Source organism: Robertmurraya korlensis, from assembly GCF_023715225.1.
Classification (GTDB): domain Bacteria; phylum Bacillota; class Bacilli; order Bacillales; family Cytobacillaceae; genus Robertmurraya_A.
Genome location: NZ_JAMBNS010000005.1, coordinates 267,252 through 283,807, shown reverse-complemented (window position 1 = coordinate 283,807; position 16,556 = coordinate 267,252). Strand labels below are relative to the sequence as shown.

The following is a 16,556-nucleotide window of genomic DNA, read 5'->3' as shown; positions in this document are numbered from 1 at the left end:
AATGCTACTATTTAGTTGAAAAGGAGGAATCATGCATGGCATACATAGATATAAACGAAACATTAGATTTATTAACCGAATTAGTCTCCATACCGAGTCCTTCAGGTAACACAAATGATGTTATTACATTTGTTGAGCAGTTTTTAGAGGGAATTGGAGTTGAATCCAAAAGGAATCGCAAAGGTGGCTTACTTGCAACGATTAAGGGGCGTGTGGACAGCCATCACAGAATGCTAACTGCGCATGTTGACACATTAGGGGCAATGGTGAAGGAAATTAAGTCAAACGGTCGTCTGAAGATTGATTTAATCGGTGGCTTTCAATACAACTCTATTGAGGGCGAGTATTGCCAAATTGAGACACGAAATGGGAAAAGAATTACGGGTACTATTTTAATGCGCCAAACGTCTGTTCATGTATATAAGGATGCAGGAAAAGCAGAAAGAAACCAAGAAAATATGGAAGTCCGTATTGATGAAGTGGTAAAAAATATAGAAGATGTTAGAAAGCTTGGAATTGAGGTAGGAGATTTTGTTTCATTTGACCCACGAGTAGAGCGAACAGAAAGTGGATTTATTAAGTCACGCCATCTCGATGATAAAGCAAGTGTAGCTATTTTATTACAATTGATCAAAACGATTAAAAAACAATCGATCGAACTCCCATACACAACGCATTTTCTTATATCTAACAATGAAGAAATCGGTTATGGTGGGAACTCCAATATCACACCCGAAACCATTGAGTATTTAGCAGTTGATATGGGTGCCATGGGCGATGGCCAATCAACAGATGAATACACGGTATCGATATGTGTCAAGGATGCGAGTGGTCCCTATCATTATGAACTTCGAAAACAATTGGTACAGTTAGCTGAAGAAAATAATATTGGGTATAAGCTCGATATTTATCCATATTACGGTTCTGACGCTTCTGCAGCGATTCGGTCTGGGCACGATATCGTTCATGGGTTAATCGGACCTGGTATCGATTCTTCTCATGCGTTTGAGCGTACTCATGAGTCTTCTATTGAGAATACAGGAAAGCTTTTGTATCATTACCTTCAGTCTCAAATGGTGCAATCATAAAGTAGGAATCTCTTGCCTCTTACTTAGAATAGATGGTGATTGATCGAACATACTATTCTTTGAGGTGAGTCATTTGAAAAATGAAGATATGACAAGTAGTGAATCGGAAATGAGACGAGCAAGCAAACGTGGTGCAGTTGAAGATATCATACATGTGGCATCAGATGAGGATGGTCATGATCTGCGTGTCTCCAACCGATTTGGAGCCAACTTAAAACAAGAAATTAACGATAGCGAAAACATGTAGTTTCAGGACGGAATATGTCTGTGAAAAATAAAAACCCGTCCACCCAGTTATGATGATCATGAACTGTGTGGACAGGTTCTCTTCTACTTTTACATTAAAAAGTAGTACGTGCTCCTAGGTAACGAGATTTCCAGTAAGTGTTGTTCATATCTGATATCGTTACACCTTGAGAAGAACTAGCATGGATAAATTGATTGTTTCCGAGATAAATACCTGCATGCGAAGGACCTGCTTTATACGTTGTAAAGAAGACTAAGTCCCCTACTCTAGGTGCTGATACAGACTTTGTAGCTCCCCAAATCGTCTCCACTGTGCGAGGAATAGAAACTCCTACTTTTGCAAATACATAATTTAAATAACCGCTACAATCGAAACCAGATGGTGTACTTCCACCCCAAACATATGGAACCCCAATATACTTTTTTGATTCTGCAATTAAAGCATTAATTGTATTAGAGGTTAAAGTTGTTGGTGCTGTAGCTGTACCAGACAATTTTAGTACCTGTCCAACATACAATGTGTTTGTTGTTAAATTGTTTAACGCTTTTAGTTGGTCAACAGTCATACCATTTCTTGTTGCAATACCCCAAAGTGTATCACCAGCTTTTACTGTGTACGTAGAAGAAGTGGTGCTTGTTGTTTCGTGAGTGTGTGGTGCAAGTAATGTTAATGTTTGTCCAACATATATGCTAGAAGTAGAAAGCTTGTTCCACTCCATAATTTGTGAGACTGATAGATTATTGTTTACAGCAATTCGATAGAGAGTATCTCCAGAAGATACTTTATATGTTTTTTCATGTGCGCTCGCTGTACCATTGAAGGATGTGAAAAGTAAACCTGCTGTCACTGCGGCTGCAAATAGTTGTTTTTTCATGTATTCCCTCCTGTTACTCTTGTTGATACCTTAATGATAGTTGGTATTTTACTAGAAAGGTATAACTAATAAATGGAGGGAATGTTATATTCAACCATGAACGGAATTTTTAATATATCTTTGAAAAAAGATCCTTTTATATTACATGTATATTACAGGATCGAATGTACGGCTGTAATTGTTTGTGATAGGAATGTTACAGAAATATTACAAGAATGAAATTTAAATGGGATACTTTTTTATAATTGGTCAGTATTACCAACAAAACGTTTACAGGTATAGGAATCGAGTTTCCTGTATATGAATATTAAAATAATTTTCTGAAAACAAGTCTTGACATTATTAACAAATCACCAATATTAAGGGTTTTTAATTATGTTGCTGATATATTATAATGAAAGACAAAAGATATTTAAAACAGTTACATAGAAAGGCTGATTTTGGTTGGAAACTTCAAATTTTATTAAAACAATTATTAAGGAGGATTTAGAAGCGGGAAAACATAAAGAGATTATTACCCGCTTCCCTCCTGAACCAAACGGATACTTACATATTGGTCATGCAAAATCGATTGTAATTAACTTTGGTTTAGCTGACGAGTTTAATGGACGTACAAATCTACGCTTTGATGATACGAACCCATTGAAAGAGGATCAAGAATACGTTGATTCTATTAAGGAAGACGTAAAGTGGCTTGGCTTTGAGTGGGAAGAGCTTCGATTTGCTTCAGACTACTTCGAGGAGATGTATAATAGAGCCGTATTATTAATCAATAAAGGTCTTGCCTATGTGGATGATTTAACGGCAGATGAGATTCGTGAATATCGTGGAACACTTACAGAGCCAGGGAAAGAAAGCCCTTATAGAACTCGTTCAATTGAAGAAAATCTTGATTTATTCGCTCGTATGCGCAAGGGAGAATTCGAAAACGGTCAAAAAGTCCTTCGTGCAAAAATTGACATGAGTTCACCAAATATTAACCTTCGTGATCCTGTTATCTATCGTGTTTCTCATGCAAGTCATCATAATACAGGTGATAAATGGTGTATCTACCCTATGTACGCTTTTGCACACCCATTAGAGGATGCAATTGAAGGTGTAACTCACTCATTATGTACAACGGAATTTGAAGATCAACGCCCTCTTTATAATTGGGTTGTTGAACAATGTGAAATGGAGTGCCAACCACAACAAATTGAGTTTGGTCGCCTAGGGCTTACCAATACGGTAATGAGTAAGAGAAAACTAAAACAGCTTGTTGATGAAGGCTTTGTTGATGGATGGGACGATCCTCGGATGCCAACGATTTCTGGGTTACGAAGAAAGGGCTATACTCCAGAAGCTATTCGTGAGTTTGTAAAAGAAACAGGAATATCAAAAGGATCAGGTGTGGTTGATTCTGCTATGCTTGAGCATTTTGTTCGTGAAGATCTAAAGTTGAAAGCACCAAGAACGATGGGCGTGCTTCGACCGTTAAAAGTTGTTATTACGAATTATCCTGAAGCCCAAGTAGAGATGCTTGATGCAGAGATTAATCCGGAGAATCCTGATATGGGCATCCGACAAATTCCGTTCTCTAGAGAAATATATATTGAGCAAGATGATTTTATGGAGAATCCTCCAAGTAAATACTTCCGCCTCTTCCCTGGTAATGAAGTGAGACTTAAGCATGCTTACTTTATCAAATGTGAAGAAGTCATCAAGGATGAGGATGGCAATGTTGTTGAGATTCACTGTACGTACGATCCAGAGACGAAGAGCGGAACGGGCTTTACGGGAAGAAAGGTTAAGGGTACTCTACATTGGGTGGAAGCATCACAAGCGATTCCAGCAGAGTTTCGTCTGTATGAGCCACTTATTTTAGACAACACTTCTGATGATGTAGAGGAGTCAGTAAACAAAACCTTCCTTGATAATGTAAATGAAAATTCATTACAAAAAATAAACGGATTCATTGAACCAAATATGTCTAACATTCAGGCTCATGATAAATTCCAATTTTTCCGTCATGGTTACTTTAACGTTGATCCAAAGGACTCAAAGTCATCACATATTGTATTTAATCAAATCGTCTCGTTAAAGAGTTCCTTCAAATTATAAAAAATAAGGTCAATCCAAATGGATTGACCTTATTTTAATTATCATGAAATTCTCATTAAAGTTTGGTAATAATAGAAAAGTATTAGTAAACGAAAAGAATTCATCATGCTATAGAAGATGGGTGTTTGGTATGGAGAAGAGAATATTAAAAGGTTTATTTATAATGGGATTATTTCTTGTTCCTTTTACTATCAAGGGTAAACATATAAAAGATTGGATTATTATCTTTTTATTAAAAGGATTTTTTTCCAGTATTATGGATACCTTCTTGATTAGACAAAGTAAAGTGTCTTATCCCAAGCGGTTTTTGCCAAGATATTTTCAGATTAATGTATTATTTGATTATTTACTTTTTCCAATCACTTGTGTCCTTTTTAATCAATCCACCTATCATTCAAACTTGTTAGGAATCATGATAAAAGCTCTATTATTTAGCATTCCTATGACAATTATTGAGACGATACTTGAGAAAAATACAAAGTTAATTAAATTTAGTAAACAATGGACATCCTTTCATACCCTCATCTCTGAAATGTTAACATTTATGGGGACTCGACTATTTATCGGTTTAATTAGAAAATACACTAAATAAAAACGGCAAGGAGATTACTCCTTGCCGTTTTTATTATTGGCTTATATCTTCTTGAGCTGGTACTTCAGACTCTTCAGTTTCTACTTCACTTTCTGTTTTTGCCTCAGCCTTGTTTGTATAGTCATAATCATTAGGGTTTACCGGAGTAAAACCATCTGGTGTATAGAAACGAAGCAAGTCTTTATTTACAATCACGTCAGATGTACGGAGCTTTTCTTCTGTTTGCTCCTTCATGCGAATGATCTCTTCTGTTTCCTCAATCCGCTCACCAGTTGCTGTATTGTAGAGTCTACCATCGATATAAGTAACAGATTCACTAATGAAGTTTCCGTTACGGAATGGTACAACTGCATCATGCTGTGGAGAAAATAAATCCGTACCAAGCTGTACATATTCCTTCGTGCTTACACCAAGTAAATGTAGAACAGTTGGCATTAAATCAATTTGACCACCGTATTGATGCATCGTTCCACCTTCAACACCTGGAATGTGTATGAAAAGTGGTACTCTTTGAAGTTGTGCACTTTCAAATTCATTTACTTCTTTATCAAGCACAATTGACATAGCTTTATTGTGGTTTTCTGAAATCCCATAATGGTCACCATACATAACGATCATTGAATTTTCATATAATCCACTTTCCTTCAGGTACGTAAAGAATTCGCTTAATGCTTCATCTAAATAACGTGCGGTTTGGAAATAGTTATCAACTGAAGTGTCTCCAGTTGTATGCTTTTCGATTGTTGCTTCCTCTTGATCCATTGGATACGGGAAGTGGTTTGATAAAGTAATAAATTTAGCATAGAAAGGCTGTGGTACGGACTCTAATAATGAAACAGATTCCTGGAAGAACGGTTTATCTTTAAGGCCGTAGTTAAGGACATCTTCTTCTTTTGCATTGTAATAGCTTAAATCATAGAACTTATCAAAGCCAAGTCGCTTATAAATTTCATCACGGTTCCAGAACGTACGGTTGTTGCCATGGAACACCGCTGATGTGTAGCCTTGTTGCCCAAGAATGGCAGGAGCTGCTTGGTACGTGTTACGTCCTCTTGTTGAGAATGCAGAACCTTGTGGTAATCCATATAATGAGTTTTCTAACATAAATTCAGCATCAGCAGTTTTCCCTTGCCCAGTCTGATGGAAGAAATTATCAAAGTAAAACGTATTGGAATCTCTTGTTAAAGAATTCATAAACGGAGTTACTTCTTGTCCGTTTAATTGGTAGTCGATTAGAAAGTTTTGAACAGACTCTAAGTGAATATAGATTACGTTCTTCCCTTTCGCGACACCAAATAATTCTGGATTTGGCTCAGCGTACAAAGCTCTTGTGAAGTTTTGCACTTCTGTAATGTCGTCCGTGTCTGCCATTGCACGTTGAGCAGATACACCCGTGCTTTGAATTGCATCATAAATGGTAAAGTTGTACATACCTAAATATTTTACAATATAGTTACGGTCAAATGTTCTTGTTAATAGCTGAGGTCGATCTGTCTCAGCAAGTCCAAGATTGACTGCAAAGAATCCAAGACCAGTAAGAAAAACTAGAGCAAGTTGTCGTCTTTTTAATTGTCCAACCATTGGTGTTACTCGCTTAGTTAGTAACAATGTAAGCAAAATCAATGTGTCTACGAAATACAATGAATCTGTTGGTCGAAGTAACGCTAGAATACTTCCTCCAAGATCCGATGCGTTACCTGTTTGAGTCAATGTTGGCAACGTTATGAAATCGGAGAAAAATCGGTAATACACAATGTTTGCAAACAATAAGAAAGTAAGAAGGAAATTAAATGTTACAAGCATTTTTAGTGATCTTTTCCCTTTGAATAATAAAGCAAGTCCTAGAAAGAGAATTGCTGAACTAATGGGATTTATAAATAATAAAAATTTCTGTATTCCATTATCAAGATCCAAGTTGAATTCAAATCGATAAGCTCCATATGTTTTAATCCACAGAAGAATAATTGCTACAATATAAAATTGTACGTGTGTTATTTTTTTGTTAAGCATATTTAGTCACCTCTTCATCATTAAAACCTTTATTATAATAGCTCATTTTTAGTAATTGTCAATATCTCTAATAGTAGCGAGTAACAAACAATAGTGTACAACATAGTTATTAACAAATTGTGACGACTCTTGTCTTTTCTTAAAAAATATTTAATAATCTCTTAAAAAATGCTTATAATTTTTAGCATTATGTTTACAAAAACAGATTATACCATAAAAAAAAGGAGTAAGGCACCCCTTACTCACAATTATTGTTGATCTCTTTGTAAATTTTTTGGAAGCGCTTTTCTCTCTCTTCCGTACGAAATAACGGATCTTCTACTAGCAATGAGAGCAACTTTCTTCTTTTAACTAGGTCCTTTACACTATCTTGAATATAGACACGCTTTTCCATCAGGAACTCTACATACTCTTCATATTCTTCACCATATAGGCCCTCTAGCTCATTTTTAATCTTTTTTGTTAAGCTTGGACTCGCACCAGAGGTTGTAACAGCAATGGCGAGCTTCCCTCTTCTAACGACAGAAGGTACGATTACGTTAGAAGAGGAATAATCATCTGCAAAGTTCACGAGTTGATGGGGACTGACCGCTTTCTGCAACTCACTACTCACAAGTGGATCATTGGTAGCAGAAATAATGTAAAAAGCATCTTCAATATCACTTAGTTCAAATGTCTTTTGGATCCAATGAACTAAACCATTGTTAACATAAGTAAGAATGGACTCAATGATAGTGGGACTTATGATGGTAATGACCGCTTCTGAGTGCAATAATCTTTCAAGTTTACGAGCAGCAATTTGTCCCCCACCGATTACATATACCTTTTTGTGTTTAAGATTTAAAAAAACAGGATATAAGTTTTCCATATCATCACCATTTGCTTTTTAGGAGTCGGACTTTTTTATTAAAGAAAATAAAAGCGATGGGATGGTGGCTTCTTTTGTTTGCGTTGCCCCTTGTATATCATGTACCAGAAGCGCATCCATCGTTTGATTTCCTAAGCAGTATATTTCCAGTTCTTTTACTGTATCTATTGTTAGAAAATCAGTTTTTTCAATTGCTTTTATGAATATTGGTACTGAAGCTGAACTTGGAAAGATGACTGTATTAAGCATAGAGTCGTCAATCATACGTTTAAAAATAGGAAGATAGCTTTCATCCACTTCTTTTATTGAGGTGGTAAAGGTTTCATAATTCCCAAAGTTTAAGACGTTTTGACTAGTTTCTTCTATATTAATACTATTTCCAATAAGGAGGATAGTCCCTCCTTTTCTTAGATTCTCAATAGGATTTGCTAACAGACCTTTATTCATCAGTTGATTTACTGATTTTCTCGACAAGCCATACAAATCAGCTTGAATGGAGCGAATATCTATTTTCTCATCCATCAAAATCTGGAAGAATTCGTCAACACTCTCCGGAGATGTAAATATGATGGAAGAATACATAGAAAGCTTAGATAAAATGAGGTGATCTGGAGTGATCTTTATGTGTTTCCACTTTGGGAACTCGATCACATCTGCTCCTTGTTCTTCTAATGCCTTTGCTATATTGCTTGTGTTCAACCCTGTTCTTGCTAGCAAAACTTGGCGTCCATACAATGGTTTTTTCTCAAACCAGCTGATTTTTTCTCTAAGAGAAGCAATGTTTCCAACAAGTGTGATGGCTGGATTCGTAAACTTTTCTTCCTCTACACGCTGAACGATCGTTTCTAGAGTACCTTCTAGTGTTTTTTGACGCCCAAATGTTCCCCACTGTATAAGCGTGACTGGTGTTGAAGCTGGTTTGCCATGTGAAAGTAAATTCGTACATATATGCGAAAGATTCCCTACTCCCATGTAAAATGCAATTGTATCAATTCCTTTTGCAAGACCTTCCCAGTTAAGTGAGGATTTCCCATCCTTTGATTTATCATGAGCCGTAACAATGGCAAACGATTCTCCATATTCTCGGTGGGTTACTGGAATACCGGCATAAAGAGGAGCAGCAATACCGGAAGTAATTCCAGGAATCATTTCAAACGAAAGCCCATTTTGAGCTAAAGCCTCTGCTTCTTCCCCTACTCGTCCGAATACACCGGGGTCTCCTCCCTTTAATCGAACGACGATTTTTCCTGCTGCAGTTTTCTCTACAAGAAGATCATTTATTTTTTCCTGCCTGAGGGTATGACGATCAGGAAGCTTTCCACAGTAGATAAACTCACAATTTGGCGGTGCAAAATCCAGAAGCTTTGGGTTTGCAAGTCGGTCATAAAGAATAACCTCCGCTCTTTGAATAGCTTCTAAGCCTTTTACTGTAATGAGACCAATATCCCCTGGTCCTGCTCCTACTAAAAATGCTTTTCCTGTTGTCATACAAACTTCCTCCCCTAAGGCAAATGGGGGCGAAGTCGCCCCCATCCTTTATATTGTTAATAAAATGCGATTATCTTCTACGTTTACTTCATACGTTTTTACTTGTCCTTCGTCTGGTGCTTGCACCTTTCCATCATTCAAAGAGATTTTCCAATCATAAAGGGGACAGTATACATAGCTTCCACTAACTAAGCCATCTGCCAATGTGCCTCCCTTTGGATGTGGGCTTTTGTTCTCAACTGCTTTTACTTCACCAGTTGATAATTTAAAAAGGACTATTTCTTTTTCGCCAAGTCTGATCACTTTTCCTGCTTGATGTGCTAAAGTTTGATAATTTCCGACATCAACCTTTGTTAATGTTTGTGGCATATCAATCACCAAAACCTTTCATTTAATTTTAACCATCATTTTCGTCTTCGTAAATATTAATTTTTCACTTACGATATTAGACTAAAACTACTGGGATTTCCTCTGTTTTGTAGTATTTTTCACGAATTTGTTGATTTTTCAATGCTTCGTTCCAAGGCTCTGAGTATCTAGTTAGGGAACGATCCAGTTTCGCTGTTAATTCTTTTCTTACTTCAGCATCCTGCAATACTTCTTTTACATGCTCTAGTCCCACACGTTCAATCCAAGTAGATGTACGCTCTAGGTAATTCGCGGTTTCACGGTAGTATTGAATATAAGAACTAATCATTTCCATTACTTCTTCTTCAGTCTTTAACGTACAGAGAAGGTCACCAGCACGAAGATCGGTTCCTCCGTTACCTCCTACATATAACTCAAATCCACCATCGATTCCGACTATCCCCATATCTTTAATTCCTGATTCTGCACAGTTACGTGGACAACCAGATACACCCATCTTAAATTTATGTGGAGTGTCTAGACGTTCAAATTTCTTCTCAAGGTCGATTCCGAGTTGCATTGTATCTTGTGTACCATAACGGCAGAATTGAGATCCCACACATGTTTTTACTGTACGTAATGTTTTTCCGTATGCATAACCAGATGGCATACCAAGGTCTTCCCAAACATTTGTCAGATCTTCCTTTTTTACACCTAGTAATGCGATACGCTGCCCACCCGTAAGTTTTACAAGCGGTATATTGTATTTCTCAGTTACTTCAGCAATTTTCTTTAAGTCATCAGCATTCGTTACTCCACCGTACATTCTTGGAACAACAGAATATGTGCCGTCCTTTTGAATGTTTGCGTGCATTTTTTCGTTAACAAGTCGAGAGTCACGTTCATCAAGGTATTCTTCAGGATGAATCATTCCTAAATAGTAGTTAAGAGCAGGACGACATTTGCTGCAGCCTTCCTCATTGTTCCAGCCAAGAACATTCATAACTTCTTTTGTACTCAACATACCTTTTTCTTTAATTTCAGCAACAACCTCGTCACGACTTAATGTTGTACAGCCGCAGAGAGTCTTTTTATTCGCTTTTGTTGCATCAAATGAATCACCCAAAGTGTAAGCAAGAATTTCACCAACAAGGCCCTTACAACGACCGCAAGAACGCCCGGCATTTGTGCAGCTAGATACTTGATCAACCGTTGTAAGCCCTTTTGTTTGAATGGCTTCAACGATGGTTCCTTTAGATACGCCGTTACATCCACACACAATCTCCGTATCTGGCATAGAGTCAACGCTCATGTCTGCTTGACCACCACCACAGCATCCAGAGTCTAAGATACTTGCGCTTGTTTTGCCACTTACATCTTCTTTATCAACAAGCATGCGGAACAATTTTGTGCTATCCTTTGTGTCACCGTATAGAACAATCCCTACCACTCGATTGTCTCTTACTAGTATCTTTTTATAGATCCCTTCAAATTCGTTGTGAACTTTAATTGCTTTAGTTGATTTATCATCAATAATTTCACCCGCAGAATATAGATCAACATCAGATACCTTAAGTTGCGTCCCTGTCACCGTTCCTTCGTAAGGTTCAACGTCCAATCCGAGTATTCTCTGTGCTAAAACCTTCCCTTGTTCATAAAGTGGAGCCACCATTCCATACGTAACTTCTCTATGTTCTGCACATTCTCCTACTGCATATACATTAGGTGTGGTTGTTTCCATAAAGTCATTTACGACAATTCCACGGTTTACGTTAATACCAGCCTCTTTTGCAAGCTGTGTATTTGGTTTAATTCCGACAGCCATAACGACTAGATCTGTTTCGATTTCTGTTCCATCACTAAATCGAAGGCCTTTTACGCGGTCATCTCCAAGAATTTCACTCGTTTGTTTTTCAAATAGGAACTTCATCCCTTGAGCTTCAAGTTCTTCTTTCAACATCGTTGCAGCAGTCTCATCTAGTTGTCTTTCCATTAAATGTGGCATCAAATGAACCACATGTACTTCCATACCAAGGTCAATTAAACCTCTTGCAGCTTCGAGACCAAGAAGGCCACCACCGATGACTACCGCTTTTTTATGTGTACGAGCTACTTCCATCATATTTTCACAATCTTGGATATCACGGAAGCCTGTTACGCCTTGTTTATCTGCACCTGGTACTGGTAGGATGAATGAGCTTGATCCTGTGGCAATAATAAGTTCATCGTAAGCCACGATTCTTCCTGTTGAAGAAATGACGGTTTTTAATTTTGGATTGATCTTCGCTACTGCTTCATTTGTATATAAAGTGATATTATTTTCACGGTACCATTCCCATTCATTTAGGAAAATGTCATCTACAGTAGTTTTCCCTTGTAATACATTTGATAACTGAATTCGGTTGTAGTTTGGATAAGGTTCGTTTCCAAAGATAGTTATATGAAAAGCATCGGGTGTTAGTTTTAGAATTTCCTCTACTACTCTTACTCCTGCCATCCCGTTACCAATAAGAACTAAATGTCGTTTTTCCATTTTGTTATGTCCTCCCCAGCTTGAGCTGTATGCTCGTTATTTCACAATCAACTTGATAGCTCTATTTTAACTTCTTTTATGTTGAAAACTTGTGAAGTTTGTCACACTTTCATGAACTATGTGAATGTATTCACATTTTGTTCAAAGTTTAAGGGGTGAATGAAAAAAGCTGGTGCATCTATTTGCACCAGCTTGAAAATTACTTATACTTCTTGTTTGACTTTAGGAAGTCCAGTAAATAAGAATTCATATTGCTTATAACGGACTGTGAATAGTTTAATGGGATCCTCAAAAGCGGTTGGATTATGCTGAAGCTTAGTTAAAGATTGCTCATACTGGCTGATCTTTTCTACTAAGTCTTCTGCCGTATGTGTTAACTCATCCTTTGGTTTTTGAAAGAATGATTCTAAGTCCCTTTGGATCGCCATAGCAAAAAAATGATAGGGAGCAAAAAACTGTTTGCTCACTTGTTTTGATACTTCTGAATAATCTTCCGTTTCCACATAGCGCTTGTACTTTTGCTGCAGCATGGCTTTATTTTGGCCGATGCCAGCGAACAGCTTACCAGCACCCTTTAGTAATAATTGTGTTGGATTATGCTTTAACATAATGTTGATGTGTTCTAATTGAACACCACTTGTCAACCGTCCAGTGTCTCTTCTCCAGTCATGAAGCAATTGATCATCTACTGGAAATTGGAATTTTTCAATTCCGTATAAGCCATTAAAACTTGTAGCCATTTCGTCTAAATAAGCACGTATCTGCTGTAATTCCTCTTTCGTAAGACCAATCCATTTTTGTAGGGAGGAGTAGAGCTTTGGAAGGGTGGTGTTTTGTAAATATTCCTCCATGCGCCTGTTCATTTCCTCGTTTAATTGAAGATGGATAGTGGCAAGGTTGCTTTGATCCGTAATAGTTTCAGCTGTTTTCTTTAGAACATTAGGTATGTCTGCTTCTACTTCTGTAGAGAGCTCCTGCAGGATCGTAACATAATTGCTCTTCAGTCTTTCTCCGACTTCCAGTTCCAGATCACCAAGCTGCATCGAAGCTCCACTAACCTTGGCTAACATTTCTTTATTCCATTGAATAACATTGATTAATTTTTCTTCTTTATCAGCTCGTTTAGCTAACAAATAGTGTAATGTTTCTTTAATAAAGTAAAGCTCATTTCTTGTTCTTCTTTCGTTGGATTGCTCCCTGTTAACATCTGTCAAAATGTTACTCCAGTCTACCGCATGAGAAGACGTGTATGGGTAGATGTCTGCATTTGAGAAGATAAGATTCAGGTTCTTCTTTATGGTTTCCATATAATAAGAAACGCCAGTCTCTTCTTCTACCGCATTTGGGATCGGAAGGATAAAAATGAACGGTTGATCGTTCGCTTGCTGCTTCATTTGTTTTATCACATTCAATTCCATATCGTTTAAGGGATTTTCCTCATTTAAAACATATATAATGCTATCAGCCATGTGTAAATTAACAGATAGAGAACTTCTTTCTTGAACCGTTCCACGATAAGGTGGTATGGACATTAATGACGTGTTTGCCACTTTTAACATTTCATAAGGTCCTTTAGAGTGGATGTAATGATCAGTTGACCCAATTTCCGTAGGGCTTTCTACTTTGTTGGATACCATAGAATTTACTTCGACTAATTCAGACTCAGGTAAGTAACTATACAACGCTAACTTAGAAGATAATTGGTCTACTTGTTCCTGTCCAAGCACATCACTTAAAATCGTTGTCTGTAGCTTGCTAGTTCCTGTAAACAATGTTATGGTGCTTTGTTTATTTTGTAGGTTCTCCATAATCCATTTCAACTTATTGCTTACCGGAAGATCTTCATCTTCAGCCCATGTAACGATACTAGAGAACAATTGTTTTGTCTGGTACACATCAATAAGTCCACTTGGTGCTGAATTCGATAATGCATGCTTTGCCTCTGTGACGGTGTCTTCATGGATTGTTCCAGGGAAAACTTCATTCCATGCAAGTGCTGCACATGAGGTAAACATAAAATGATTTGAATCTGCGAAACGCATCCAATTTCTAAGCAAAAATGGAATGATTTCTTGAATCTCGTTTAAGGAATACTTTCCATTTAAGAATAACTGAAATGTTTTTAAGTATTGCTGAGATAACAGCTTCCATGATAATTGTTCAGGGAGCTCAGAATGTAGCAGTAATGAATTAAGCTCGCTAACCCAATCGAGTAGCTCAGATTCGTCTTCGTAATTTTCCCAAAGCTTAAAAACAATTTTTTCGAATCGAATGCGATCAAGGCGTAGCAAGTACGATAAAAATGGCGTGTACTCTTCAGGCTTGAAAATGGTGGTTCGTTTTTCATCGCAATATCTTTTAATAACATCGATCCATTCTGGAGAATTAGTACGCATAAATTCTTTCATGGCAAGATTAATTGCGTTAGCCCAATCTTCTATTTCTTCAAAGAAAAGACGGGCAAGTTCAGTTACTCCTGGATAGTCGGGATGGTTGTTAATGATTTCGCTAATAATAGACGTTGCTTCATGGGTACGCCCATCTTTTACGTACAGTCTAAAAAGCTGTAACGAGACTTCTGTATGAAGTACGGTCGACTCGGTACTTACTCTTTTATAGATTTCCTCTGCAGTTGAGTATTGCTCTAACTCCAAGTAAGCATCAGCGATATTCTTTTTCGCCCATGGTGCTAATTCATTTTGAATGCTTTCCCATTTAAAGATCGCTGATTCAAAATCTTTGTATAGGAAATATACTTCCCCTTGCGCAAAACGGATCGGTGTTAAGTCAGGTACGTCCTTTTGTTGCTCCTTATAATAAGCTTCCCCAAGCGAACGTACGGGGAAATCCGTTTCTTGTTCAATTAGGGTTTGATAATATTTTTTCTGAACGAATAACTTCTCTGATGTCATAATAATTCCTCCATATTTTTTCTCCCCATTCATTTTAATAACCGACAGAGTAAAATATGCTATGATGCTATGTAACTCTTTATTGATTCTGTTAATTATAATATGATTCTACATATTTCGGAGAGAAATCTCCTTTTATGTCGTAAAATGAACAAAAACACCTAGCTCAAAGGAACTAGATGTTTGATGTGATTTGTCCACCTCAGACGGACAAAATAACAAATCTGTCCACGAAGGGTGTCTGTCACCCTTTGTAGTGGGTGACGGTACGGTAGAGGAGCTCGGTTCCGAGTGAGATATCCTCAATCGTAGAGAATTCCTTAGGATTGTGACTGATTCCGTCCTTGCATCTCACAAAAATCATGCCATATTCGCATGCATAAGACATGGAAAGAGAATCGTGAAAAGGACCACTCATCAGTTCAATTGGATTAAGACCGATCTCTTCACTTTGTTGCCTCATGATAGTCATTAACCTTTCAGAGCAATACCTTGGTTCACTATTGGTGTCTTCCGTAATGGTACAATGTAAACCATGTGTTTCAGTTATTTCTTTGATTTGATTTCTTAGGTTTGCTTCAAGTACATGTCTTCTATTAATATCAATATCTCGTAAATCCACTGTAAAGGTTACTTTCTCAGGGATAATATTGCGAGAATCTGGGAAAACCTGTAGACTTCCGACGGTTCCAACAGTTGGCGCATTTGGATCCTGACTGGCTAGCTCGTTTAGTGCGACAATGACTTTAGCAGCACCAACTAGTGCGTCTTGGCGCATGGACATCGGAACGGAGCCAGCATGACCGGCAAACCCTTCTAACTCAACAGAAAGCCAAAGCGGCCCAGATATACCCGTCACAATTCCAACAGGAACCCCCTTTGCTTCTAAAATAGGACCCTGTTCAATATGGAGCTCCAAGAAGGCACCAATGCTCCCTTCTTTATACTTTGATTCCTTGAATCTAGTTGGATCACAGCCAAACTCAATTAGAGCCTCTCTTCTTGTTACTCCATTTTTGTCCTTCCTCTCAAGCTCTCCTTCTTCTAGCTTGCCAAGAATTCCTCTTACCCCAAATAGGCCTTTGTTAAATCGACATCCTTCCTCATCACAAAAGGCAACTACTTCGATGGGAGTATCCGGGACTATATTTTTTTCTACCATCGTTTGGACCACTTCTAGAGCACCCAATACACCAATTACTCCATCAAATCTTCCTCCATAAGGCTGTGAATCGATGTGAGAGCCAACCATTAATATAGGTGCATCTGGATTTTTTCCTTCTATCCTGCCAATTAAGTTTCCAAAATGGTCAATTCTTGCCCTTAAGCCTGCATCCTCCATCCACTTTTTAACTTTCTCCACTGCTTGCTTATCTTCCTTCGAGAGAGCTAAGCGACAAACACCTGTTTCGGAAATCTTTCCAATCTCCGCAAGCTCATGTATTCTTTTTTCTAGCCGCTCTTTATTGATGGAAAGTGTTTGTAACGTCATCTAT

12 protein-coding genes are annotated in these 16,556 nt (G+C 37.6%); 4 read left to right on the top strand and 8 right to left on the bottom strand.

What is annotated here, in order from left to right:
- Window positions 1–35: 35 nt before the first annotated feature.
- Window positions 36–1,088: a M42 family metallopeptidase gene (locus M3175_RS11800; RefSeq protein ID WP_251519167.1), complete on the top strand. Its 1,053-nt coding sequence runs from the start codon at window positions 36–38 to the stop codon at window positions 1,086–1,088.
- A 73-nt stretch (window positions 1,089–1,161) separates the two neighbouring features.
- Entirely contained in the window at window positions 1,162–1,335 is a 174-nt protein-coding gene (locus M3175_RS11795; protein ID WP_251519264.1) for a hypothetical protein, read from the top strand.
- Between the two features lie 94 nt (window positions 1,336–1,429).
- On the opposite strand, the gene M3175_RS11790 is transcribed toward M3175_RS11795, so the two are convergent.
- Window positions 1,430–2,209 carry a C40 family peptidase gene (locus M3175_RS11790; protein WP_251519165.1) on the bottom strand — a complete coding sequence of 260 codons (780 nt, stop codon included), beginning with the start codon at window positions 2,207–2,209 and terminating at the stop codon, window positions 1,430–1,432.
- 444 nt (window positions 2,210–2,653) lie between these two features.
- Between M3175_RS11790 and M3175_RS11785 the strand changes: the two genes are divergently transcribed.
- Complete coding sequence (locus M3175_RS11785) at window positions 2,654–4,309, top strand: glutamine--tRNA ligase/YqeY domain fusion protein (RefSeq protein WP_251519164.1); 1,656 nt, start codon at window positions 2,654–2,656, stop codon at window positions 4,307–4,309.
- Between the two features lie 130 nt (window positions 4,310–4,439).
- Window positions 4,440–4,901, top strand: a complete 462-nt coding sequence (locus M3175_RS11780; RefSeq protein WP_251519162.1) for a CBO0543 family protein — start codon at window positions 4,440–4,442, stop codon at window positions 4,899–4,901.
- Window positions 4,902–4,934: 33 nt separating this feature from the next.
- Here the strand turns inward: M3175_RS11780 and ltaS are convergent, their stop codons facing one another.
- The 7 genes from ltaS to M3175_RS11745 form a co-directional block, all read right to left on the bottom strand.
- The gene (ltaS, locus tag M3175_RS11775) at window positions 4,935–6,911 is read right to left on the bottom strand and encodes a lipoteichoic acid synthase (protein ID WP_251519161.1); all 1,977 of its coding nucleotides are present in this window, start codon (window positions 6,909–6,911) and stop codon (window positions 4,935–4,937) included.
- A 238-nt stretch (window positions 6,912–7,149) separates the two neighbouring features.
- The gene (locus M3175_RS11770) at window positions 7,150–7,779 is read right to left on the bottom strand and encodes a precorrin-2 dehydrogenase/sirohydrochlorin ferrochelatase family protein (RefSeq protein ID WP_251519159.1); all 630 of its coding nucleotides are present in this window, start codon (window positions 7,777–7,779) and stop codon (window positions 7,150–7,152) included.
- Between the two features lie 18 nt (window positions 7,780–7,797).
- The gene (gene cobA / locus M3175_RS11765) at window positions 7,798–9,267 is read right to left on the bottom strand and encodes a uroporphyrinogen-III C-methyltransferase (RefSeq protein WP_251519158.1); all 1,470 of its coding nucleotides are present in this window, start codon (window positions 9,265–9,267) and stop codon (window positions 7,798–7,800) included.
- Between the two features lie 48 nt (window positions 9,268–9,315).
- Entirely contained in the window at window positions 9,316–9,636 is a 321-nt protein-coding gene (gene nirD / locus M3175_RS11760; protein ID WP_251519222.1) for a nitrite reductase small subunit NirD, read from the bottom strand.
- Between the two features lie 76 nt (window positions 9,637–9,712).
- Entirely contained in the window at window positions 9,713–12,148 is a 2,436-nt protein-coding gene (nirB, locus tag M3175_RS11755) for a nitrite reductase large subunit NirB (RefSeq protein WP_251519157.1), read from the bottom strand.
- 203 nt (window positions 12,149–12,351) lie between these two features.
- Complete coding sequence (locus M3175_RS11750) at window positions 12,352–15,060, bottom strand: tetratricopeptide repeat protein (protein ID WP_251519155.1); 2,709 nt, start codon at window positions 15,058–15,060, stop codon at window positions 12,352–12,354.
- Window positions 15,061–15,304: 244 nt separating this feature from the next.
- Window positions 15,305–16,552 (bottom strand): M20 family metallo-hydrolase, encoded by a 1,248-nt coding sequence (locus tag M3175_RS11745; protein WP_251519154.1) that lies wholly within the window; start codon window positions 16,550–16,552, stop codon window positions 15,305–15,307.
- Window positions 16,553–16,556 lie beyond the last annotated feature (4 nt).